The 24384-nt window shown below is 46.0% G+C and carries 20 protein-coding genes; 5 read left to right on the top strand and 15 right to left on the bottom strand.

All coding sequences use genetic code 11. The features are described 5' to 3' along the window. The first annotated feature begins 31 nt into the window (after positions 1-31). Both QUB61_RS19280 and QUB61_RS19275 read left to right on the top strand, forming a co-directional pair. On the top strand, positions 32-1576 hold the full coding sequence (locus QUB61_RS19280) for an HlyD family efflux transporter periplasmic adaptor subunit (RefSeq protein WP_333131241.1): 1545 nt from the start codon (positions 32-34) through the stop codon (positions 1574-1576). A 243-nt stretch (positions 1577-1819) separates the two neighbouring features. Next, complete coding sequence (locus tag QUB61_RS19275; RefSeq protein WP_333131239.1) at positions 1820-3979, top strand: peptidase domain-containing ABC transporter; 2160 nt, start codon at positions 1820-1822, stop codon at positions 3977-3979. Positions 3980-4173: 194 nt separating this feature from the next. Here the strand turns inward: QUB61_RS19275 and QUB61_RS19270 are convergent, their stop codons facing one another. From QUB61_RS19270 to QUB61_RS19195, 14 genes are all read right to left on the bottom strand, one after another. Further along, positions 4174-4524, bottom strand: a complete 351-nt coding sequence (locus QUB61_RS19270; RefSeq protein WP_333131237.1) for a hypothetical protein — start codon at positions 4522-4524, stop codon at positions 4174-4176. Between the two features lie 258 nt (positions 4525-4782). Next, positions 4783-5490 (bottom strand): hypothetical protein, encoded by a 708-nt coding sequence (locus QUB61_RS19265; protein ID WP_333131235.1) that lies wholly within the window; start codon positions 5488-5490, stop codon positions 4783-4785. A gap of 772 nt (positions 5491-6262) precedes the next feature. After that, positions 6263-6481 (bottom strand): hypothetical protein, encoded by a 219-nt coding sequence (locus QUB61_RS19255; RefSeq protein WP_333131231.1) that lies wholly within the window; start codon positions 6479-6481, stop codon positions 6263-6265. 9 nt (positions 6482-6490) lie between these two features. Beyond that, positions 6491-7630: a hypothetical protein gene (locus QUB61_RS39945; protein ID WP_445300260.1), complete on the bottom strand. Its 1140-nt coding sequence runs from the start codon at positions 7628-7630 to the stop codon at positions 6491-6493. Positions 7631-7864: 234 nt separating this feature from the next. Beyond that, positions 7865-8185 (bottom strand): RHS repeat domain-containing protein, encoded by a 321-nt coding sequence (locus tag QUB61_RS19240; protein ID WP_333131229.1) that lies wholly within the window; start codon positions 8183-8185, stop codon positions 7865-7867. Next, positions 8182-8379 (bottom strand): cytoplasmic protein, encoded by a 198-nt coding sequence (locus QUB61_RS19235; protein WP_333131227.1) that lies wholly within the window; start codon positions 8377-8379, stop codon positions 8182-8184. The genes QUB61_RS19240 and QUB61_RS19235 overlap by 4 nt, the downstream gene beginning before the upstream one ends. 265 nt (positions 8380-8644) lie before the next feature. Beyond that, positions 8645-8833 carry a cytoplasmic protein gene (locus QUB61_RS19230; protein ID WP_333131225.1) on the bottom strand — a complete coding sequence of 63 codons (189 nt, stop codon included), beginning with the start codon at positions 8831-8833 and terminating at the stop codon, positions 8645-8647. Positions 8834-8940: 107 nt separating this feature from the next. Further along, positions 8941-9147 carry a cytoplasmic protein gene (locus QUB61_RS19225; protein ID WP_333131223.1) on the bottom strand — a complete coding sequence of 69 codons (207 nt, stop codon included), beginning with the start codon at positions 9145-9147 and terminating at the stop codon, positions 8941-8943. A gap of 7 nt (positions 9148-9154) precedes the next feature. Then, entirely contained in the window at positions 9155-9556 is a 402-nt protein-coding gene (locus QUB61_RS19220) for an ADP-ribosyltransferase-containing protein (protein WP_333131221.1), read from the bottom strand. Continuing rightward, positions 9541-9741: a cytoplasmic protein gene (locus QUB61_RS19215; protein ID WP_333131219.1), complete on the bottom strand. Its 201-nt coding sequence runs from the start codon at positions 9739-9741 to the stop codon at positions 9541-9543. Before QUB61_RS19215 ends, QUB61_RS19220 begins: the two co-directional genes overlap by 16 nt. A gap of 4 nt (positions 9742-9745) precedes the next feature. After that, on the bottom strand, positions 9746-9970 hold the full coding sequence (locus QUB61_RS19210; protein WP_333131217.1) for a hypothetical protein: 225 nt from the start codon (positions 9968-9970) through the stop codon (positions 9746-9748). A 39-nt stretch (positions 9971-10009) separates the two neighbouring features. Beyond that, a complete protein-coding gene (locus QUB61_RS19205; RefSeq protein WP_333131214.1) occupies positions 10010-10201 on the bottom strand; it encodes a cytoplasmic protein in 192 nt (63 codons plus the stop codon). A 265-nt stretch (positions 10202-10466) separates the two neighbouring features. Continuing rightward, positions 10467-10658, bottom strand: a complete 192-nt coding sequence (locus QUB61_RS19200; protein WP_333131212.1) for a cytoplasmic protein — start codon at positions 10656-10658, stop codon at positions 10467-10469. A gap of 4 nt (positions 10659-10662) precedes the next feature. Next, positions 10663-20037 (bottom strand): DUF4114 domain-containing protein, encoded by a 9375-nt coding sequence (locus QUB61_RS19195; RefSeq protein WP_333131210.1) that lies wholly within the window; start codon positions 20035-20037, stop codon positions 10663-10665. A 577-nt stretch (positions 20038-20614) separates the two neighbouring features. On the opposite strand from QUB61_RS19195, the gene QUB61_RS19190 reads away from it, so the two are divergent. From QUB61_RS19190 to QUB61_RS19180, 3 genes are all read left to right on the top strand, one after another. After that, positions 20615-21421: a TPM domain-containing protein gene (locus QUB61_RS19190; protein WP_333131208.1), complete on the top strand. Its 807-nt coding sequence runs from the start codon at positions 20615-20617 to the stop codon at positions 21419-21421. 333 nt (positions 21422-21754) lie between these two features. Further along, entirely contained in the window at positions 21755-22378 is a 624-nt protein-coding gene (locus tag QUB61_RS19185; protein WP_333131207.1) for a precorrin-8X methylmutase, read from the top strand. Between the two features lie 288 nt (positions 22379-22666). Then, complete coding sequence (locus tag QUB61_RS19180; RefSeq protein WP_333131205.1) at positions 22667-23164, top strand: GNAT family N-acetyltransferase; 498 nt, start codon at positions 22667-22669, stop codon at positions 23162-23164. 103 nt (positions 23165-23267) lie between these two features. Here the strand turns inward: QUB61_RS19180 and QUB61_RS19175 are convergent, their stop codons facing one another. Further along, entirely contained in the window at positions 23268-23981 is a 714-nt protein-coding gene (locus QUB61_RS19175) for a phosphate ABC transporter permease (RefSeq protein WP_333131203.1), read from the bottom strand. Positions 23982-24384: the final 403 nt, after the last annotated feature.

The raw sequence follows: 24384 nt of genomic DNA, 5'->3' as shown, positions 1-24384 counted from the left end.
GCCAGCCGCGTGGTACTCTACCCTTGTAAGTATGTTTAGTGACCCCAACCCAGACCTGCTCCGGCCAGCCAAAAGCGATGAATTTCTGCCTCCCATCAGTCTTTGGACAACCCTAGGCGGCGTACTTCTGATGGGAAGCGTGGGTGCAGCCCTCATCCTCACTGCCGTTACGAAATACAACATTACCGTCAAAGCCCCCGCCACGGTCCGACCTTTGGGGGAAGTTCAGATAGTACAAGCAGCGACAGAAGGAACGGTCGAAAGTATTCCGGTTAAAGAAAACATGGTGGTAAAACAGGGAGATGCGATCGCAATTATCGACTCCTCCCAATCTTTGACTAAAAAAAGTCAATTACAAGGAAATATCCAGCAAAATCAACTGCAACTGCGTCAAATTTTGGCTCAAGTTACCGCTACAGACGAGCGAATCGCAGCAGAAAATTGGGGGATGGAACGCGCAATTGCCTCCGCCGAAGCCGATTTAAGCCGCAATCAACAGGAATATCGAGAACGAAAACTGACGACAGTTGCCGAAGTTGAAGCAGCCGCAGCTAATTTTCAATTAGCCAAACTGGAAAGGCAAAAATCCCAAGAAGACTTGCAAAAAGAACAGGCTTATTTACTAAAAATAGCGGCCAATTTAAAAGCAACAGAGGCGAGTTTAAAGGCGGCAATTTCTAAGCACAATCGCTATCAGCCGCTGCGAGAATCAGGGGCGATTTCCCTCGATATACTAGAAGAAACTGAACGAGCCGTTGAGCAGCAAGAACAAGCCGTAGCTGGGGAAAAAGCAGCGCTTAAAGTCCAACAACAAGCCATTGAAAGCCAAAGAAAAACCGTCGAAAAACAACAACAAGCGGTTGAAGTAGCTGCCGCTAAATTGAAAATCGTTCAAGCTGCCCTTAATCCTAGTGCCGCACCTGTAGCGATCGCTTCTGAACGAATTCTTCAAGAAAACGCTAAGGGCGAAGCAGGTTTGGCGATGTTAAAAAAAGAACGAGAAGCGCTAATTCAAAGTCGCCACGAAATCCAAAATCAAATAAACCGCGATCGGCAAGAACTCCAACAAATTGGGATCGAGCTCAAAAAAACCATAATTACTGCCCCAGCCGACGGTACTATCCTCAAACTAGAACTGCGAAATTCGGGTCAGGTGGTACGTCCTGGAGAATCCATTGCCCGCATTGCTCCAAGTAATGCCTCGCTTATCATTAAAGCTCGTGTGGCGGCTCAAGATATTGGCCGCGTTCGAGTCTGCAAAGAAGAAAAAGTCTCAGACTGTACGCAGGGCAAAGCTCAACTGCAAGTTTCTGCCTATCCTTTTCCAGATTATGGCACGCTCAAAGCTGCGGTAAGGGCGATCGCTCCCGATGCGATTACAGTTCACAGCCAGGATACGAGTGCAGCTACTCCCTACTACGAGGTGACACTTCAGCCTGAAAAACTTTATCTAGATAAGAGCGGTCATCAGTATCCCATCCAATCGGGAATGGAAGTTACAGCAGACATTATCTCCACAGAAGAGACGGTACTTACGTTTATTCTCACAAAGGCAAGACTGCTGATAAATTTATGATTTAACAGTCTAACTCTTCCTCAAATTGATGGAGTTGTGTTACTTTTTCAAAACGAAGATTAACTACAAAAAATTATTACTTTATCTAGCTCGCTTAAATTTTCTCATTCACTTTTTTAGTATTTGATAGAGTGCGATGCTTGTGACAAGAAACTAAGTGTCACTAAGTTTATCCAAAAGCTATAAAAACATGATGAGAATAATGAGTCTACACTGGCATATTCTGTTGGATCTAAAATAAGAATGCTTAGATTTGTTAAATATCCTTGTGTTTTACAGCTTACTGAGTCTGACTGTGGGGCAGCTTGCTTCGCTACCGTCGCTAAACACTACGGGCGTACCCTAGCAATCAGCCATATTCGGGAACTGGTAGGCACAGGGCAACACGGAACCACTCTACTAGGCCTGAAGCGGGGGGCGGAGGCGCTAGGTTTCAATGCTCAAGGCGTCAAAGCATCACCAGAGATTATTGACCAAATCGACGCTCTCCCCCTGCCTGCAATTATTCACTGGCTGGGGTACCACTGGGTAGTTTTGTATGGACGACAGGGCAAGAAATATGTCATCGCTGACCCAGCCGTTGGTATCCGTTATTTATCCCGCCATCAGTTAACCGAAGGCTGGCAAAATTACATCATGCTCTTGCTAGAGGCAGACCCAATTCGCTTTGCCCAGCAGCCCAACGATCGGATTAACAGCCTGGGACACTTTGTGCAGCGCATCTGGCCTTACCGAGCCATTTTATCGGAAGCGTTGCTGCTCAATCTTTTCTTGGGTTTGATTACTCTGGCTTTTCCATTCCTGATCCAAATTCTCACTGATGATGTACTGGTGAGGGGAGATACCAAGCTGCTCAATGGTGTGATTATTGCCACTGTAGTCATGAGTTTAATCGGTAGCGGAATGAGACTGGTGCAGTCAAATTTGATTGCACATTTTAGTCAACGGCTGGAGTTGGGGCTCATTCTCGAATTTATTCGAGCAATCCTGCGTTTACCGCTCACTTATTATGAAACTCATCGCAGTGGTGAAATCATTAGCCGGCTGCGAGATATTCAACGCATTAGAAATATAATTTCTCAGCTTTTAATTAGTTTACCCAGCGAGTTTTTTATTGCTGCGGCGTCTTTGGGTTTCTTATGGTTTTATAGCTGGAAACTTATGCTGCTTGCTACCTCAATCGCAGCGGTAATGACGCTATCGACGCTTGTGTTCCTGCCAACTCTCCGGCAAAAAACCCGAACTGTATTAGCCGAAGACGGTGAGAACCAAGCAATTCTGGTAGAAACCTTTAAAGGAGGACTCACGCTCAAAACAACCTCTGCCGCATCTCAACTGTGGGAACAACTCCAGAGTCGATCGGGCAAGGTAGCCAATCTGACATTTCGCACTATCCAGATTACCGTTATTAACCGCAGCTTTTCTGATTTAGTCTCTAATCTCGGTAGTGTCGGTATGCTTTGGGAAGGCAGCCAACTGGTGATTGCTAAAGAAATCAGCATCGGTCAACTGGTCGCTTCCTATACCTTAGCGCAAAATGTAATTCGCTTAATGACTGATTTGATTATCATCATCAATGAATTTATCTGGATTAGAACCGCTGTTGAACGCCTGACCGAGGTCACTGATGCCAAACCAGAAACGCAACTAGGGGATGTCAAAAAGCCTTTTGCCAAAATTTCTGAAAGTGCTGATATTGTTTGCACCAACATTAACTTTAACTATCCCGGTCAAGTTGATTTAGTTGATGATTTCTCTGTGACGATTCCTGGGGGAAAAGTCGTTGCTTTAATTGGAGAATCTGGTTGCGGTAAAAGTACCTTAGTCAAACTCATTGCAGGGTTATATCCCTTGCAATCGGGCAATATTCGCCTGGGAATTTATAACAGTCAAGACCTGGCTCTTGATTGTTTGCGCCAACAGATTGTTCTAATTCCTCAAGAACCTCACTTTTGGAGTCGCTCGATTCTCGCCAACTTTCGTTTGGGTTCACCTCACGTTGCCTTTGAGGAAATTGTTACAGCCTGTCAGCTAGCTAAGATTGATGAATTTATCAGTAAACTACCTGATAAATATCAAACTGTTTTAGGCGAGTTTGGCGCAAATATTTCTGGAGGACAGCGACAACGACTCGCCATAGCCAGAGCAATTGTCACCAACCCACCAATCCTGATTTTAGACGAATCAACAGCTAACCTTGACCCAGTAAGTGAAGCCCAAGTCCTAGATGGGCTCTTGTCTCACCGCCAAGGCAAAACTACGATTTTGATTAGTCACCGCCCTAGAGTCATCATGCGAGCTGATTGGATTGTTTTACTGGAGCAGGGTCAAGTGAAACGGCAAGGTTCTTTTGATGAATTGCAAAAGCAGACTGGCAACCATTTAGACTTCTTAACTCCTTGAAAACTATGGAGCCCAGCACTAATTAGGGTTTGCTGAATAAGTGCCAAAAGGTAACGGGCTTGGGTGATTCGATGGCGCGAGCAACAGAAGTGTGCAGGATAAATAGGTAAAAAAGGTAAACGAAGATTCGGTCTGAACTGGGGTTTCTGCCACTCTGCCATCTAAGCTGTGTTGTATCTAGATTGCCTATGGTATTAGAGAGGGAGAGGGGGTGAAGGGGAGAGGGGGAGAGGATTTGACGATTTTTGATCGGGACTCGAAATATACAATTTAAATGCACAACAGCTTATCACACCACTCGCCTGTACCTCATTTCCCTCACTGCCGCAGACAGCCGATAATGCTTCGGCTGCTTCACCTGCATTTATGCCGGTGCCGATACAGCGCGATCGCGCTGTAGGACGGTCAGCATTCCAGACAGCGGAAACATCACCAACACCCTCAACACCCTTCCCTTTATTGCCAACCGCCACACCACCTGGACCTTTCGCATTTGCACCAGAACCAGTTTCCATTCGATCGAAGGAGCGTAGTTTAACGAGCAAACTGCAAGCACCCAATAAAGAAGCGACGGTCAGGTTTAGCGTGGATATGTCTGAATCTGTGCACCGTAAACTGTCGGTGTTGGCAGCTTGCGACGGGGCGCAAGAAAGTGGACCGTCTTTGCGGATGCTGTTGCAGGATGGGCTCAAGGAGGTTGATGCGTAGGGGCGATCGGTCATTGCCCCAAAGAATCGAGATATCGAAGGTATACAGGACTGACGCAGGCACACGCCATATATTGTTTGTTAGCGTCTTATCCTTTATACGGCAGACAGCAACCCTTCAACTTCTTTCCCCAAAAACCGTTGGTTGACGATTTCTCTGTAAGCCTCTAAATCAGGCTGCCAATTCTCTAGAAGCTGGTATAAGTGTTGTAGTTTCTCGCCTTCTAATTCTCCTGCAACCTCGTACTGAAAGCTACCAGAGAACAATACTGCGGGAGTTGGGTCAGCATCTTGCAGTTGCAACAAAGCTTCGGCAACGCTCAAGTTGAGTTCTCCCCGTTCCAAGGCGTAGACTAAATTAACAGCAGCTTTTACCGGAGCTTTCCCCATATCAGACCAAGTGCCTTCCGAGAGTAAAGTCGAGGTAATGTATTTGCGGGCGGTATTTTCGTCTCCCCCTTCAAAGGTAACGAAACTTCTGGGATTGATGCTTAAAGTTTGGTAGTCTGTGCGGGGCAAAGCTTCAACGTATTTGCGGATGATAGCGGGAATTTTGATGTCTTCTAAAGGTTTTGCGCTCAGCGATTCGATGAAGGTGATGGCGTTCGATTGAGCGACGATGTTGATGCCGTTAGTGAAGGCAACTTGAGAGATTTGGGGACCCAAAATGGGGGGGCGGGCTAGTTCCCAATCAGGTGGAACGATGCCGCTGTATTTGAGGAAGTCCGAGTTGAGGAGGGTGGGGGAGTGGTTTTTGGCAGTTAGGGCTAAGGCTAATTCTTGGATGGTTATTTTCGGTGTCATGGTTGTTTGTAGGGGGTATAGGGTTGCATTTTATACTGTGTGTGTGGCTTTTGTACAGGGGTAAAAGCGAAAGTTAGCTTGCGATCGATTTTTGATTTTTGGTAACGCTCGAGGATTACCAGTAGTTGCGGTAAAACTTTGAGCAAGTCTAAGAGACATCTCCTAAAAAGATTGTGGAACCCTTGCCTTAGCCGGATAAAAACCTAATTTTGGGAGATGTCTAATAGAGCTTACTGAATCTAATTAAGAAATACCCTGCCCAATGGTGGGAAGGTCTGTATTGCAGACAGCACATAAGAAAAAAAATGTTTTTAACTATGTTTAGTTACCCACAATCAAGGCAGCGACGACATACAAATTCAATAGTAAATTTCCTCTAATTAGGAAGCAGGAGCCGTTGTTATCTGCTGGTAAAATAAAGTAATTTCGATGAGTTTATTTACCGATCCTACTCAAACTCCTGCTTAAAACTCAAGAGAAAATACATCTATATTTTCGACTGGAACTGAGTATTTCCATTGTCATCGTACCCGTACTCAACCGTCCCAACAACAAGATTATTCTGCTTCAACTCCTCCGTCAACAACCTGTCATTATCATCATAGACATAACTCTTCACCCCACCAACAGAATCAGTCTTTGTCAACCGATTGCCCACAGCATCGTAACCGTAACTAACCGTCCTCTCAACCGTTCCTCCAGGTGCAAATATCGTCTCTTTTGTTAAGCGATAAATATCGTCATATTCATACTCAATCTTCCTACCATTCTGTTAGATAATAACCCGGCGATTGCCGACAGAATCTAACGTATAATCAAAGCTTTGAAGCGTCATCCCATTTCTTTGATACTGCAACAAATTCCACCGATTCAACTCATCGTAATTCCGATTTTCTACCACTCCATTCGGTAATTCAGTTCGCTCTAAATCCCCCCCAACTTCGTAGAAATATTTCGTTTCATCTTTATCGGACTCAATCACTTTATTCAAGCGATTTTGCTAGTCATATTCATAGTTCGTCACACCATTCGGAGTCCTTGTTTCAGTCCGATTTCCCGCATCATCGTACTCGTACTCAATCGTCGCCCCGCTTGCCAAATAAGGGTCATCCGGGTCAATTCTCGATACCAACCTGCCCAATTCGTCGTAATTAAAAGTAGTCGTCTCCCTAGCATCAACAACAGTCTTAATCTGCCCGCCACTCGTGTAAGTAATCGTTACCGGAACCTCGCCAATAACAGAAAACTGCTTGGAAGTCAAACGATTTTCAGCATCGTAACCGTAGGTAATAGTATCGCCATTGAAATCAGTTACCGTCTTAACATTTCCTACCTCATCGTAAGTAGTAACCGACCTTTGATTTAGCGGTAACTCTACGGCTACCCGACGACCGTTTTTATCGTACTCAAATTCAGTCGGTTGGGTTTCAGCATCCTTCTGCCAAATCAACCGCCCAGCTTCATCGTAACCGTACTCGGTTCTCAAATTAATTGGATTGGTTCCAGCTTGGTTCAAAGTCTGCACGACAGCAGTCAATCTACCCAAAGCATCGTATTCGTACTTGACTGTTTTTCCAGCAGCATCGGTAGCAGAAATGCGGCGTCCCAAAGAGTCGTATTCAGTCTTGGAAGTCGGATTGTCTAATTGATTGTTGGGAGTAGCATCGGGATAAACAGTCTTCACCAACCGTCCCAAATCGTCGTACTCGTAACTCGTTATCCTGCCTTTAGCGTCGATAGTAGCGACAGTCCGTCCCGAGTTATCGTATTCTGTCTTAGTTCGAGAATTGTCATCCGAATTGTTCGGAGTGTCGTCGCGATAAATAACCTCTACTAACCGACCGTTATTATCGTAGCGGTATTCGGTACGATTTCCCCTTTCGTCGATTTGGGCTTTGACATCACCATTTTTGTAATATTCAGTCTTGCTGCGTGGATTGTCCAATAAGAAAGCGGGAGAAATCTCGGGATAAATTACCTGCGTCCAGTCTATTGTAGTAGGAGTTTGACCGGGCGCGATCGCATTTACCAAGTGAGCCAGCGTATCGGTTTGATCCGCATAAATCGTTTCGACTAACCGCCCCGTATCGTCGTAATTGTAGTGAGTTGCGTGCTTATCTGGATCGATAGTTGCCCGCAAACGTCCGCCCTTATCGTAAATGTTAATTGTACGGGGATTGTCAGCGGGATTGCTGAGAGTCTTGTCGGGATAAATCGTTTCAACAAGCTGACCTTTACTATCGTAGCGGTATTCGGTTTTATTGGTGCGGGCATCGATAAAGGCAATTTGATTGCCGTTACCATCGTACCTGTACTCAGTTACTTTGCTTTCAGCATCGGTAACTTTTTCAACTTTACCCGAGTTATCGTACTCTCACTTAGTAACGATATCCTGCAAGCCGCTGGGAGTGGTTACATTTTTGCGAGTTTCTTCTGTACGATTGCCGTTAGGATCGTATTTGTACTCGGTGATGTTGCCTTTGGCATCTTTCAGCCAGTTGACGTTGCCAAAGGCATCGTACCTGAATTCCGTTACCTTGTTGTTAGCATCGACGAGTTTGAGGAGATTGCCCCTAATATCGTATTCAAACTTGGTAATTTTACCTTCTGCATCCTCTATATTTTGCTCGCCAATAACCTCGACCAAATCCGCCACTGGTGGGGCTTTTGACTCTGTTGTCACTCCGTCATTCACAAAGCTTTTTCGGCTGGTTCATAAACAATTGTATTGTCTTGGTCGGGTAAAGGTTTTATATGTTGTATATTTCCGACGAAAATAATTAGTGGTATTCCTTCAGGAAAGGCGCGACAAGTTGGCATCCCGTCTACACTACTATACACGCCATGAAACAAGTGACGGCAGGGAAGGCATCCTCCATATTCAGCCATTCGATCAATCCTTAACAACAACTACTTGTTTGGGGTCGAAAACTAAATAATATTGCATGAATTCTGGGGTAGTCGCGATCGCATCATACCCCTGAGATCTGAGATACTCTGTATATCTAACAGTCAGCTCTGGTTCTTGTCAACCAGTTTCCCGGCTGTAATTCTTTGCGTGAGCCACAAATTCGTCCACACTATCATAGACTTTGGGTTTTTTTACCTTCAGCATAATCTTTATTCCCGCACCGAGTTGGCCTTTGGGTACTGCCTACTTAGCTGCTTCGACTGGCTCAAAAACAATTGTATTGTCTTGGTCGGGTAAAGGTTTTATATGTTCTTCACCTCCGATGACAAAAATTAGTGGTATTCCTTTAGGGAAGGCGCGACAAGTTGGAATCTCGTCTACAAGGCCATCAAACAAGTGACGGCAGTCAAGGCATCGTTTATATTCAGCCATTTGATTACTCCTTAACAACAATACGATCTATAAATTCATCTAAACTTTTACAGATCGTATCATTTTTTACGTTTTTAGCCTCTGGCTCTGCCCAGCCAATTTTATTTTTACTCTTCCATTTTGTCTGTTGTACTTTTTTTTATTTCCTCATAAACAATTGTATTTTTCTGCTTGGGCAGAATTTCAGTATGTTGAATGTCCCCTGATAGTATTCTCAGAGGTATTCCTTCAGGAAAGGCACTGCAATCTAGCTCACCTAAATAATGCCGACAACCACGACACCCTCTATATTCGCTCATTTGATTTTTATTCATTGGAGTATTAAGGACGAACAACTACTACCTGTTTTGGGTCAAAAACTAGTATGCTTTTTCTCCAAGGAACTTGAGGATTTCCTATTTGAAGAGCATCGTAACCTTGAGATTTTAAATATTCTGCATATTGATTAATTAACTCTTGGTCTGACAACTGTAAACCATTAGTTAAACGGTAGTTTTCTAAGCTGGACCTGTATGCAGAATCCTGTGAATATATTTTGGGATTTTTTACATTTAACCTTATATCCAATACGGCATCATCGGTGCTGTAGATTTCGGCTACATTTCTATCAGTTGATAAATAAAGTCCCGGTTCATACACTGAGTATTCTCTGTTAAAGTAAGCAGGATTTACCAAATCCGCTACCGATGGGGCTTTTGACTCTGTTGTCACTCCGTCTGCCAAAAAGGTTTTTCGGCTGGTTCATAAACAATTGTATTGTCCTGCTCGGGTAAAGGTTTTGTATGTTCTTTTCCGACGATAATAATTAGTGGTATTCCTTCAGGGAAGGCGCGACAAGTTGGCATCTCGTTTATATACACGTCCTGAAACCAGTGACGGCAGGCACGGCATCCTCCATATTCAGCCATTTGATTAATCCTTAACAACAACTACTTGTTTGGGGTCGAAAACTAAATAATATTGCATCATTTCTGGGTTTCTAGTCGCGATCGCATCATACCCCTGAGATTGGAGATACTCTGCATATCTAACAGTCAGTTCTGGTTCTTGTAAACCAGTTTCCCTGCCGTAATTCTTTGCGTGAGCCACAAATTCGTCCACACTATCATAGACTTTGGGGTTTTTTACCTTCAGCATAATCTTTATTCCCGCACCGAGTTGGCCTTTGGGTACTGCCTACTTAGCTGCTTCGGCTGGTTCATAAACAATTGTATTGTCTTGGTCGGGTAAAGGTTTTGTGTGTTCTATATTTCCGACGACAATCATTAGTGGTATTCCTTCAGGGAAGGCGCGACAAGTTGGAATCTCCTCTATATACACGCCATAAAACAAGTGACGGCAGGCACGGCATCCTCCATATTCAGCCATTTGATTAATCCTCAACAACTACTACTTGTTTGGGGTCGAAAACTAAATGATGTTGCATGCTTGTTGAGGTAGTCGCGATCGCATCATACCCCTGAGATTGGAGATACTCTGCATATCTAACTGTCCGCTCTGGTTCTTATAGACCAGTTTCCCGGCCATAATTATTTACGTGAGCCACAAATTCGTCCACACTATCATAGACTTTGGGGTTTTTTACCTTCAGCATAATCTTTATTCCCGCACCGAGTTGGTCTTTGGGTACTGCCTACTTAGCTGCTTCGACTGGTTCATAAACAATTGTGTTCTCTTGGTCGGGTAAGGGTTTTGTATGTTCTATAGTTCCCGTGATAATAATTGGTGAAATTCCTTTAGGGAAGGCGCGACAAGTTGGGAGCTGGTTTATATACACGTCCTGAAACCAGTGACGACAGGCACGGCATCCTCCATATTCAGCCATTTGATTACTCCTCAACAACAACTACTTGTTTGGGGTCGAAAACTAAATGATATTGCATCATTTGTGGGCCTCTAGTCGCGATCGCATCATACCCCTGAGATTTGAGATACTCTGTATATCTAACTGTCAGCTCTGGTTCTTGTACACCAGTTTCCAGGCCGTAATTCTTTGCGTGAGCCACAAATTCCTCTAAATCCTCATAGACTTTGGGGTTTTTTACGTTTAGGATAATCTTTAATACCGGACCCACCCCTGACTGGTTATTTTCATCCCTGCTAAAAATTTTAGCCATGTTTTCCTGATTGGTCAAATAAAAACCTTCTCCGAGGTAACCTCTTGTGAACCTAGCAGGATTTACACCACTCTTCGCAATACTAGCAGCACCATCTGGGTTAGTTCCATGATAGAGCACGCGTCCGCTGTAGTAGCTATTTTTTGTATATTCTTCAGCCTCAGCGAGAGTCATAGAAGGTTCCCACTTCTTGCCAAAAGAAATATCGTCAAGGTAAACAGTGCCGTCATTGAGTTCAAACTTGAGTAAAGCTGCCTTACCGCGCAGTTCTTGCGGGACATTTAGGTAGAAACTCTCAAAGCCTTCAGTACCATAACCGATCTTGCGAGTATTGCTGTCGAGCTCCTCCGGAGAGCTATCTTTTCCAGATACTCCTCGCTCTAAATCGATAGTTCCTATTGACGTAAACTGTTCGTAACCAGCTACGTCTGCTCTCAGAGAAACCGTAATTTTTCTTCCCGCACCGAGTTGGTCTTCAGGTACGTGCAGGTCGAACTTCAAACTATCGTGTAAACTGTTCCGATCGGGCACAAGAAAGAGATTATGAATTATTTCTTTAACTCCATCGGTTCCTCCCATCTTCAAGGTATAGTTTTGTCCCGCCAAACCAGGGTTTAATTTTCTTTGCTCTTCAGTTAAAAAGGTATCAATCTCATCCCGTTCATGCAGATGTCTTTGCGACACATTATGATTGTCGGATACAGTTAAAGTGTTGTAAAAAGACCAGCCTGGAACGCTCTGATAAGAAAAACTTTCGCTGGTGGCGTCAAAATTACCATTGAAAAGGGTGGGAACTGCATAGTCACCTCGCATTTTGTTACCTATAGTTTCGTCTGTGTAGGTGTTGTCCTCGGTTACGGGGACACGGTTACTTACGTTAACATCATAGGGGCGTAATTGAGAGCCACCGCCGAGTACCGAGTAAAACCAGCCTGTACCGATACCTTCCCAAGGAGCTCGTTGTTCACCGTGAGTAAAATTAGCATTGGTACGATCGGGTGTGTACCACGTAGGTGTGGTTGGATTGCCTGAACTATCTAGGTCCAGATCTCCAAGCCGACGGTAAATCTTCTCTCCATTCCTTAAGGGGAGTTGACTTCCGCTAAGGTTAGCTGTTCCTCCATACCAAGTTAGAGCGTTCAGGTGAGGCTTTCCATCCGTGATATGTTCAGTAAATCCAATCCGGCTCGAGCCATCAAGAGAGCCTGTTCCATCAGAACCGCCAAGGTGTACGTTCCAATCCGCCTCGGCAATTCGCCGACCAGCACGAGTATTGGTTTCCTGTGTATCCACAGTGGGAACGTTTTGATAATAGTTATCGGCATAGGTAACATTTTCCCAGATTCGCACTTCGGGATCGCGGACGCTTTTTAAGGTGCCTAGCAAGTAATCTTGGTCGAAATCATGAGGATCGATCGTTGTCATCTGGAGGTCGCGGTTTACAAGGCTAGTACCACCAGCGAGGGGAAAATAAGTCCCCAAACGCTGGACAATTTCATTGTTGATCGCTGTACCCTGACCAAACCCCATAAAGTGCATAGGTGAATTGAAAAGGGTGTTTTCCAAATTTTGATTTAAAGCTACCAGTGAAGCAAAAGAGGCATCTGCGGCTGCCTCAGTAAAGCCAGAGTTAAATGCGGTTGCTTCTGGCGGCTGTTCCCACCCAGGGATTAGTACCAGTGGTGCGCCCAATTTATGAGTTGGAGGGGAGAAGGTTGTGGATCCATCAAAATTCAGCCATCCCCATTTGTTAGTGGCGCGATCGTAACGCATGACCAAACCATCTTCTTTAGTCAGGTGAGAAGCCATCTGCTCGAATTGGCGGTCTATCAAATTAGATTGAGCTTCCAAACCGCGCGTTAAAACAGTAACGCTGCTGAAAGTGTTGCCACCAGAAATCGGCTCTGGCAGTAGAGTTTTAAACTTGTCAACAACACGTTTTCTTTCCCCTTTATTCGTCACAGCTTCCACCGCCCAATGATATTCCTGACCCGCCGTCAACATTAGGTCTTTAGAAAGAGTAAACTCCTCATTATTATTAGAAGGACTAAACGGCTCAGAAGAACCAGCCATATTCTCGCTATTCCAAGTCCACTTGTTATTCTCCCATTTAGCAGTCAGAATCCGATTCGGATTGTAATCTTTTTCGTCAGCCGAATTTAACCCCTTCCACCTATCTGTCGGCAATAATCCTTTTCCTTCAGGAAAAACACTCACATAAAGATTGACCTCCTTAATATCAGTATTGGGATTAAAACTAGGAAGACCGCAGGGTTCATCTTCACCCTTAAAATCCCATTTAAAAGTAGGAGTTAAAGGATTGGTGTCATTTTTGCTAGTACCAGTCGGTCCGACTAATTCCAGCCAATTTCTCGCACTCGCGATCGCCAAACCCCGAGGATTTCCGCCGAGACCAATGGGAGCGCGGTTCGTGCCTTCTGGTACATCGAAGACAAAATTATTAATCCCATTTCCCCCCGTAATTTCAAAGTCAGCCGCAATACTAACCAGAGGGTTGATATCATCAATAGGCACGCGGGCGAGGTCAGCTATCGTCGCATTTCGCTCAGTGTTAGTCACGAAACCAGCGGTACCCACACCCCTGTCGCGTGCGTCAAGCTTGTAATCGCCCGGATTCTCTATAGCCTTAATCATTTCCTCAACATTGAAAACATAGGTATTGCCTCCCAAGTCTTCGGTGGGATAGGAACCAATCAAATATTTGCCATCGCTCGAAAGCGCTACATTGTTAGTTAAGCTGTGCGGAATCGGTCGAGTTGCGGCCACCAATTGAGGATTCGATCCCAGCGGGTCTTTGATAATGCCAATATTTCCACCCTTGCGCCCATCCGGGAAGTCCTCGGGGTTGCTTTGCCTGCTGTTGCGGCCGGCAACAAACGCATAGCGCCCGTCTTTCATTATTGTTACAGCCACTCCCTCGTTAACATCGAAGTAATCGGAAGCGCTACCAAGCGACAAGTTCGCGTAGCGTGTCGCCGCGGCAAAACTCAGGGGGTCGCTGTTGGTAATTTCCAAAACGCCAAAACCGCTGCCGTCTAGAGTAGAGTTGCCACTGGTAAAAGTTATCTTCGACGGGTCAGAAGTTGCAGTTATCCCCATTGCCCCGTCTGGGGTTAATATTTCGCCAATCTTCTCGTGCCACTTGCGGGGATTAGAACTCGAATTGGTTGGTTTATCGTTCGGGTCGATGTTGACAACGTGAATCTTTTTGTCGCCAGCAGTTACAAAAAGTTTGCGTTCATCGCTGTTAATTGCTAACTGTTGCAAACCCGACGGCGAATCAATGGTAATTGTCTGAACAACGGTATGATAAGTTGCCGAATTCGGGTTGATGTCGAGGACGTAGATGTTGGGGAGATTCTGGTCGCTAATGTAAGCGTAATTGTCTCTGGGGTCAATCACAACAGCCTGCGGTCTAGCCCCAGAGGGCAAGCTAATCGCATCCACAGTAGCTGTTTCAGGAGTAGTGTCTATCTCTCGCAGCGCTATCAAATCCACCACTGACACCCCGCCGGTCTGCCGCAGAGTCACGTAGGCGCGGGTAGCATTGTTAGTGGCTGCTATCAACTCCGGCCGGTCGGCGATGGCGGGATTACCCACAGGAATATTAAGTGCAACCGCCAATTTATCGCTGTTCTGGGTTTCAACAGTCGATAAAGCGTCTTTGAGGTTAATAACGTTAATTTTGTCGCCAGAGCGTTCTGTCACTAGCGCCAATTCAACGCAGTTAGGAGCGAGGCGGATATTTTCTTCACTTTCAAGTTCGACAAGTTCGTAATCGTCAACACCCTGGCCGTAACGTTTTTTCTGCCGTCTCGACACTACAATAGTGGATTCGCCGACAGGTACGGTAATCGGAATTTTGACGGCAATTCGGTAGCGATTGTCTCCCAAATCAGTGTTTTTATCTGGTATCAAAAGGCCTGGATAAGTCTTGTCGCCGACGCGGAAGCTGACAGTTAAATCCTCAAATTCACCGCCCAAATCATTGGAATTGTTCAGGAAATTGCTGCCCGTCAGGACAACCGTTGGGGAGCCATCTTCTAACTTATATTCAGCGGATTGAAGCACTGGAGGTGATTCGGGCTCTGCTGGGAATAATGTCGGTATATTTAGAGTCGCCGTGACGCTGGGAATCCCCGCTGGGTCGAGTTCGACGCCCGCCGGAGTGACTACAGGTAAACCGACTTGTGGAATGGCTGTAACTTTCAATCCCGATTGCAGGTATTTAGCCAAGTAACCGAGGAGCAAGATTGTAGCGGCGAATTGGGCTCCGGTGACGGCGACGAGACCGATTAAACCGGCATTTGCTGCTAATAAGCTGCTTTGGAGACCGAAATTAGTTGAGAGGTTAATTGCCCCTGCACCGCTGGTAGCTGCCAGGGGGCCAGCAGCGGCTTGCGATATGCCGAGATTGACTAACTGTTGGACAGTCGGCGGAGCTCCTACTAATCCCAGCATAGTTGGCCATGCAAAAATCGCATATTCGCCACTTTCCAAAATGCCAGAAAATGGTGGGGAATTGGTTCGGATAGTGCCGGAAGCATCGACTACGCCGGATTCTTGAATCAGCCAAGTAGGGTTTTGAATATTGTTAGCATCCGGCAGCGAACCTTTTCGCATGAATAAAACTTCGGTACCGGGAGATAAGCCGGCGGGGGCTGGAATTGCTAATTGAGCGGGCATTTTCAAGGAGTCCTCGCCCAAGTCTAAGTTGAAGCCTCCGGCAAACTGCAAACCATCGGGAAGTTGTAGCGATAGAGCATTGCTGCTTAGAGATGTCAAGCTAATAGCTGTATCTTCGGCAAGAGCACCGGGCGGTACCATCACAATTGAACCGTCGCTGCCTTGAACTGCACCGCCATTTACTCCTAAAGTCGCTCCGGCGGCGACAGGAACCGACACTTGTACTGGCACGACTTGTTCGGCTCCTCCGTGAATGACGGTGACGTTAGTAACTCCTTCTTCTATTGCAGTAATAAGGCCGTCTGAATTCACTTGCAAGAGGTTGGAGTTTCCGGGGAAATAGCGAGTTCCTGTAGAGCCAAATTTCAGGTCGGGAGATTGGATAATATTTTCAATTCCTACTAAAAGCGAGCGCCCCATTCCGGCTGTCATGGTGACTGCTTTGGGATAGACATTCAAACCGTTAATCTCGGCTAGTGCTCCATTGAATTCTGCATCGTTGGTTGGGGCTGGCAATTCTCCTACTCGCACCGCTGTTACTGCTTGCAGGTTGTTGCGAGATGCGCTCAAAATTGAAGTGCCGTTGGTTAAACCTGTCACTTTTCCAGTCGCGTCAATTGGTGCTACTTCTGGATTTAATGAAGTGTAAGTTAAATAAGAATCCGGCAGCACGACATCTTGTTGGTCGGCAAAATCTCCGAGCACAACTAATTCTGTATTTTCTCCTGCATTGAGTCGCGGGTTGCGCTTGACAAAATCTAGATTCAGCAGGGGAACGTCGCTGACGTTGACTGTGACTCGCGCAGGACTAGAACTCCCAAAAGCGTCGCTGGCAAGGAAATCAAAGCTGGCAATACCGGAGAAACCGGGTTCGGGCTTAAACGATGCTTTGTTAGTTAAGGGATTGAAAATTACTGTGCCGTTAACTGGATTGAGGACGCTAATTGTCAGGGGGTCGCCCTCTGCATCTGTGGCAAGATTGTCTAATGAAATAGTTGTCTCTAATTCTGTGTAAGTCCGAGCGCTTGTCGGTGAAACAACAGGCGGATTGTTGTCAGAATTCGAGGGATTGGCTTCGGCGAGCAATTGTTGTCCCAGGGGAGTGTTGCGCCATTCTTTGTCAGGATTGATGACTGTATCCAGCAGCGGTGCGTTTCCTGTCGCGCCGCTAATCTTAAAGATTAGGTCGTTGTAATCTTTGTCCGAGCTCGCGGCCGACATATCTTCGAGGGCGAAGGTGTTGCCCGTACCTGTTGCATCGGCGATCGGCAACACGTAAGATGTATCGTTAGGATTGGCGCTCTCGATCGAGAACAAGGGACGCATTTCGGGAAACAAATCCCACAACCACGAGAATTGCAGCGATGACTGCACCGTACCGCTGGGTACGAACATGACGGCAAAGGTATCAAAAGGCGTCATGTTGAAGGTTTTGATGCCCTGGTACGGGTCGCTGCCAAACGTTCCTTCTCCCGGCATCGCACCGGTGAATTTGCCTCCTTCGATGCTGTCGCGGATGACGAGGTGCCCTTCAGTGGAATTGGTGAGAACTCTCCTGGCAGCTTCGGCAATAAATTCTGGACTCCCTGGCGTCAGCGCTTCCATTCCTGACAGGCTGAAAATGCCAAGCTCGCCTTCATAGTAGCCACCGTCAAATTGATAGTCAAATTTGACTTGTCCGTCAGCATTTTCTACAAGAAAAGTGCCGGGACTGGGTGAGTTGGCTGCTGCTGTTCTTGAGAGATTTGCTTGAGGATTGGTATTGCTTTGGAAGTCGCCGGCACGCTGTGTTGGATTGGACACAATGTCGGCAATACCGTCTTCGATTTGAGCCGATTCTTCTGCCTCTAACGACAGCAAACCGCTCGATATATCTGCTGGTTTTGGCGCAATTTCGGTATCGGAATACGCGGGTGGGGTTCCGGCAGTTTCTGTGGGAGTTGAATTGCTATTATAATTGTTTGAAGTTGGTGCTGGTGGGGATTTAACAGTTGAGGGTGAAACGCTGGTTTCGACTGAGGCTATCTGTGCCGTACCTGCTGCTGTTTCTGATGAATTTGAGAAAAGTGCCGGTCTGGGAGAATCGGTTTGTACGCTAGAATTTGAGTGGGAATTTAGCGGTTCTGGTTCGATAGAATTAACAGCTATTGCCGGGGGTTTTTCAGTTTTTAATTCGGCTGCTGTGAAGGCGACAGCGATGTCTGTATCACTTGGAGTAGCAGTGAAATCTGCAACAGCCAGAGCATCGGTTTTTTGTGGCAATTGTTCGCTTTCTAATTCGGCTGTTATTTCAGCAACAGGGAGAGCGCTTTCAACCGTATCAGCCGCTTCGGGGGCAACAACAATTGACTCGGTTTTTGTCACCAATTGTTCGGTTTCTAATTCGGCTGCTATTTCAGGGAAAGCGGTATCATCTTCAATTAAATCGCCAGCCTTTTCTGTGGTAATCTCAACTTGCTGTTCTATTTCCGAATTTAATTCAGTAGGGCTAACACTAAGTGTTTCTGGGGGAGAGGCTGTTTGTTCTATGAGTTGCAATTCTTGAGTATCGGATTTGTCAACTGTTGATGTTTCTGTTGGTGGCGATTCTTGAGTATCGGATTTGTCAACTGTTGATGTTTCTGTTGGTGGCGATTCTTGAGTATCGAATTTGTCAACTATTGATGTTTCTGTGGCTGGCGATTCTTGGGTGTCTGAGTTAGCAACACTTGAGGTTTCTGTTGGTAGTGATTCTTGGCTGTCTGAGTTAGCAACTGTTGCTGCTGTTGGGTGAGGTTTTTGTTTGTCATTATCAGCAGTTATTGATGGTGTTTGGGCCGGGAATGTATCAGCGGAATTGGTAACAGTTGATTCTGCGGTAAATAGGGAACCGGATTTATCCGATTCACCCTTGAGTTTTTGAACTAACTGGGAGTGAATTGATGCACGGTCGGAGCCCGCTAATTGGCTCAGGGGAACGATTTGGGATGTAGCGCCCGTGACACGGAAGGTGATATCATCGTAATCGCGATCGCTTCCTTCACTCAGCGCCATATCTTCCATGACGAAGAGTTGACCTTCGCCTGTAATATCGGCAATTTGACCGATACTGAAGCCGTCGTTGGGATTTTCTGTAGCTATTGAAAATAGGGGTTTTTTGTCGCCGCCGATTGCGGGGTTGTCGTATACTTGTTGTACGGTGCCGTTGGGGACTAGCATGAAGAAGAATTTGTCCCCAGGCGTCATGGCAAATGTTTTTTTGCCGAGGTATTGCCCTGAGTTAAAGTTTTCTGAGCTGTTAGGAGCGGTGTAATATGCTCCTTCTAAATCGTCAGAAATTGCGATGTAGCCGTTTGTTGAGTTGCTTAAAGCTCGACTGGCAGCTTCTTTGATGAAGGCCTCGGAACCGGGAACGAATTTTTCCATTCCGAGTAGGTTGACGATGGCTAGTTGTCCGCTATACCAGCCGCCGTCGGATGTGAATTCTATACCGATTATTCCTTTTTCATCGACACTGAATGCGTTTGAGTCAAAGTTGATGCTGGTTGAAGAAATTGAGGCTTTATCGGGTTCTAGATTAGTGGCGGTTTCTAAGTTGTTGGCGGTAGAGTTTTCGGTAAGTGATGTTTTATTTAATTCTGATTTATCAGTCGTTGATGCAGTTGCGGGTGATGTTTTGTTTGATTCTGACTCGCTTTTGAGTGTAGTCTCTGATGATAACGGTGTTGGGTGTTCTTCTGGTTTTGATGTCGTTTCAGCAGTTGTGACTAATGTTGTGGAGAGCGTAGCTTTTTCGCTCGTTGTGTCGGCAGTTACAGCGAGGAATTTTTGGCTGTTTTCTGGCTCGGATTGGCCAACGGCGGCGGAGGGTAATTGTGTGGTGTTTTCCGGTAATTTATCACTGGCAGCGGTTGTAGCTGCTGTGGTTTTATTTAGTTCTGAGTTGCTGATTGAGGAGTTGACTGGAGGTATGTCAGTCGCAGATTTATTAGAATCAGAAGTAATGTTATTTGATGCAATTCGATTCGGGTCGGTTAAGGGGTCTCCTAAGCCGGAGTCGAGTTTACCAATTAGGGGGTCAAGTTCAGAATTTGTTGTATCCCTGAGAGTGCTGTTAGTTATCAGAGGGCTGGTGTTGGCAGAAGGTATGCTGTTAATATCGGAGGCTTTATTAATAATAATAAAAGTATCTGCTTCTGTTCGACTGAATTCGGATGCGGAGCCGCTTGCGGGTTCTATTAAGTTAGGTTGTTCGGAGTTTTCTGAAGAACCCGGAGTTTGATATAATAAGGTTTTGTTAGTCCCAATTCCCGGCAGTTGTGGGGCGAAAGTAGGGGCCAGTCCGGGAATTAAGGATTCTATTTCTGTTAAAGGTTCTCTAAGGGGGTCGGTTAAAGGCACTGGGGGCGCTCCTTGAGAAATAGTTAATTTTTTTTTGATCGTTCAGCGATTACCGATCATAATCGGCTAGGCTCGGTTATAAGTAAATCCGGAAAACTACTGAAGTTCAGGGTTTTTTGGGGTGTTGCTAGTCTGTTTGATGTCATGTATATTTACTGAGAGTTTTTCAAATTATGCTAAATCTTTATGAAAGTAAGTTTTTTCAGGCCGGAAAATACTTAAATAACCGATCGCACACACTGTCTCTCTCTATTACGATCGGCTTCAAGTATTATTCATCAACGGGACTGCGCGAGCCCTGCTGGATGAACATAGAAGGACGCGGACAATCCAAGATACTCACCCCGTCAGGAAATCGAGCTCTTGTTTAACGGCGGTTTGCCCTCGATCGCAATCGTGTCCTCTACAGTTAATTGTCAGCCCCTTCCCCGCTCGCAAACTTTCCTTGCCCGAACTCTTCCGCTTGCTCTCCCCTTCCTGTAAAGTAAATAATTGTAAAGAAATATGAGTTTTCTCTTATCCTTTGGTTAAGACCGCCAGCTAGCATTCACAATTAAGACCCGGATTACAAGTTCCTATGTCACAGCTTTTCCCGCGAAAATTTCTAGCCTCTGTTGTCGCATTTTTTCTGGCTTTGTCGGTGTGGACGATCGCACCGGAGGCCCACGCTTTCAACAATCCCGATTTGTTGCCGTCAACTCAGACGCCGATCATTGATTTAGCTAAAGCCCTCACGGATATTGAAGAAGAGGGTTTGGCAAAAAATTTAAACGCCTTTGAAGCCGAAACCGGCTGGAAACTCCGAGTGCTGACTCAGTACGATCGCACGCCTGGTTTGGCTGTCAAAAGCTATTGGGGGCTAGATGACAAGAGTGTGTTATTAGTTGCTGACCCCCGAGGGGGCAATTTGCTCAATTTTAATGTGGGCGACTCGCTGTATCCGCTGCTGCCGCGCACTTTTTGGGTGGAACTGCAAACCCGCTACGGCAATCAATTTTTTGTGCGGGACAATGGCGAAGATCGAGCGATTATTGAATCTTTGGAGTCGATAGAAGGCTGTTTGCGTCAGGGCGGCTGTCGCGTGGTTCCGGGTTTGCCGAGGGAACAGTGGGTTCTGACGTTAATTACGTCGGTGGTTGGCGGCGTTATCTGCGGGTTTGCGGCTCAGCCTCGGAAACCGGGACAGGTTGTGGCTTGGCAGTGGGCGCTGATTTTTTCGCCGCTGTGGGGCATTCTGTTTTTCGCTTTCGGACTTGGGCCGGTGGTGACTCGGACTTCTGACTGGTTGCCTGTGGTTCGGAATGTGGCCGGTTTTGCGATCGGAGCTTTGGCGGCATTCCTGACTCCGGTGCTGGGCAAATCTTCTTCGTCGTCGGAAACTTAGCAGTGCGATCGTCCCTGGCCCAGCGATCGACCCTGACGGGGGCGCTGGCTGCCGAGAGACCAGTGCGATCGTCTCGTTTTCAGGTTCAGTTTTGGACGCGCTGCGACTCTTAAAAACCGGGTTTTTCACCTTGGAGGCTGGCTGTAACGAAGTATTGCTGTGAAAAAACCAAGGTGATGGGCCCGGCGCGCAAGTCTTGAGATTATTTGTTGGCGGCCCAAATCGCCCAAAAACCTGCTCCTAAAAAATAACTAATGACTAATGACTAATGACTAATCACTAAAAGCTGGTAAGCTGATACCTGACAACTCACAGGCGACAGCTATCCAACAAATGGAATGGCACGTAAGCGATGCCCAGAGTCTGGGATTAATTGATAGCGAAATTGGCGACCACGGTTTTTCAGCGGCGGAGTACGAAATAGTCCGCCGTGTGATTTATGCGACTGCTGATTTTGAGTACAAGTCTTTAATTAGTTTTTCCGATCAGGCTTTGCAAGCCGGGGCGGCGGCTTTGGCTGCTCGGACTACGATCGTGGTAGATGTGCCGATGGTGCAGGTGGGCATTACGCCCTTGATCCAAAGTACCTTTGCGAATCCGGTTTACTGTTCGATGGAGGCTTTGACACGCCCCCAAAAGGAAAGGACGCGGGCGGCTTGGGGGATTGAAACTTTGGCAAGACGCTATCCTGAGGGGATTTTTGTGGTGGGCCAGGCTCAAACTGCTTTGTCGGCGATCGTAGATTTGATTGAATCTGAGGAAATTCGACCGGCTTTGGTGATTGGGACTCCTTCTGGGTTTGTGGGGGTTGACGTGGCTAAGTCGCGGCTGCACGATTCGATGATTCCTCACATTCGGATTGAGGGCCGCAAGGGCTCTGCGGTGGTGGCTGTCGCTATTGTTAACGGGCTGGTCGATTTGGCTTGGCAAGCTTACGGCCAAGAGCGAAACAGTTGATCGAGAAGTCAGTCGATTTTAGATTTTAGATTTTAGATTTTAGATCCCGCTTTCGGCACCCTCTACTGTCACCATCGGTTTTTTCGGAATTTTGTGAACAAATTAAGTTACTTTTTATACTGCGGTATTCTGTGAACCATCATAGATAGAACTGACGCACGAGCATCCAGAAACCGGGTTTTTTTACGAAAATACGCAGGTTTCAGCCACAGATTCGGTAAAAAACCCGGTTTCTTTGTCGGAGTGGGTAAGTCTTGATAGAGTAGAATTCTGTAGCAAATTAAGGAAATGTGTCGATTGCAAATTCGCCAAGATGACCTCAGAGGTAGAAAGATCGCTGACTTTCTGTGCGAACATCTCGACAATATGAATGAGATTACACCACCTGAAAGCATTCATGCTCTTGATTTAGAAGCATTGCGCTCGCCCGATATTACTTTCTGGACGGCTTGGGAGGGTGATGAATTACTCGGATGCGGAGCATTGAAAGAACTAGATTCAAGAAGTGGTGAAATCAAATCAATGCGTACCGCCAAGGCTCACCGCCGTAAAGGTATCGCCGGGAAGATTCTTGAACACATCATAAAAGAAGCCGAAGGGCGTGCTTGCGATTGCCTGAATTTGGAAACAGGGGCTTTGCCTGAGTTCGCCCCGGCACGAGCCTTGTATATAGGGTATGGGTTCAAGTACCGAGGCCCCTTCGCTGAATACATTGATGACCCGAATAGCGTGTTTATGACGAAAAAGCTCGCTCGATCGGCTTCTCGAAAGTGGTGTATTTCTTGAAAATCGGGCAATGACGCTTAACTATTATTAGACATCTCCAGAAATTAAGTTTTTGCCCGGGCTTAACGTGCGATCGCTCTTAAATTTGTCGCTACGATCAATATTAATAATCGGCGGGCGATCGCCTTTTTACATCTCTACTTTGGTTAGTGCGAACGCGCCCTTTTTTCTGTCTACCTTTTTTTATCTCCTGGCTGATCTCGACAAACAAATCTCTGCGTAAATAAGGATAGTCGCTCACCCACACGTCGCGGCTGGGAATATAAATATCTGATACTTTGGTAATCGTGCTCAAATCTTCTTGATTTGACATGATTAACATTAAAGCAGCTTGGCCGGGGACAATTCCTTGGTGTTCTTTCCGCAAGGGAGCTCGAAGTGTAGTAGTAAATCCGGTTTTGTCGCCAACTTCTAAGTTGATGCGCGGTTCTAGGTTGTCAACTATTACGAGTTGTCCTTTTTGATTGACTGTTTCTTCTTGACTTGTGACTTCATCTGTGATGTATATATCCAAAACTCGTCCTTGCCAAAAACCGCAGTATTGATATTTGCGACATTCTGCATTCCGCAAACTCGCCCACAAAATCGGCCCCCACAGCCAGTACAAACCAGCTATCAATCCGGTGATTAAAACTAGCGGTCCGACATCCGAACCTGCGAAGTTGTAGAGGATCAGGAGGAAAACTACGATGACGGCAGAGATTAACATTCGCCTCAAAAAATCTGGCGGTTTTCCCCAGATATATTTGTATTGCGCTCCCGTGGCGACGGCGGGAATTAGTTCTTGAAAGGTTTCGCGGGTTAAGGGAAGTAGCATAGGAAGTTCGGCAACAGATTTTGTAACGGATGCAAGGGATGTCTGTTCGGCAGCGAATTATATAAGGGTTGTAACTCATATGTTGCACCCTTGTCAATTAACCTTTTATGAACAGGCAAGATGCCTGTTCCACAAAATATAAATTTTCTCGCTTCACAGGCATCTTGCCTGTTGCTGACAATGGTGCAACATATGAGTTGTAACGGATTTAACTGATTGAGGTTGAAGTCAGAAATCAGGAGTTAGAAGTCAGAAGTTAGAAGTGAGATTGATTCCACATTACGAATGACGGTTGACTGTTGACTGTTGACTGTTGACTGTTGACGGTTGACTGTTGACTAATGACTAATGACTAATGACTAATGACTAATGACTAATGACTAATGACTAATGACTAATGACT

The organism is Microcoleus sp. C2D2, from assembly GCF_036702495.1.
In the GTDB taxonomy this organism is placed as follows: Bacteria; Cyanobacteriota; Cyanobacteriia; order Cyanobacteriales; family Microcoleaceae; genus Microcoleus.
This window is presented reverse-complemented; position numbering and strand designations above follow the sequence as displayed.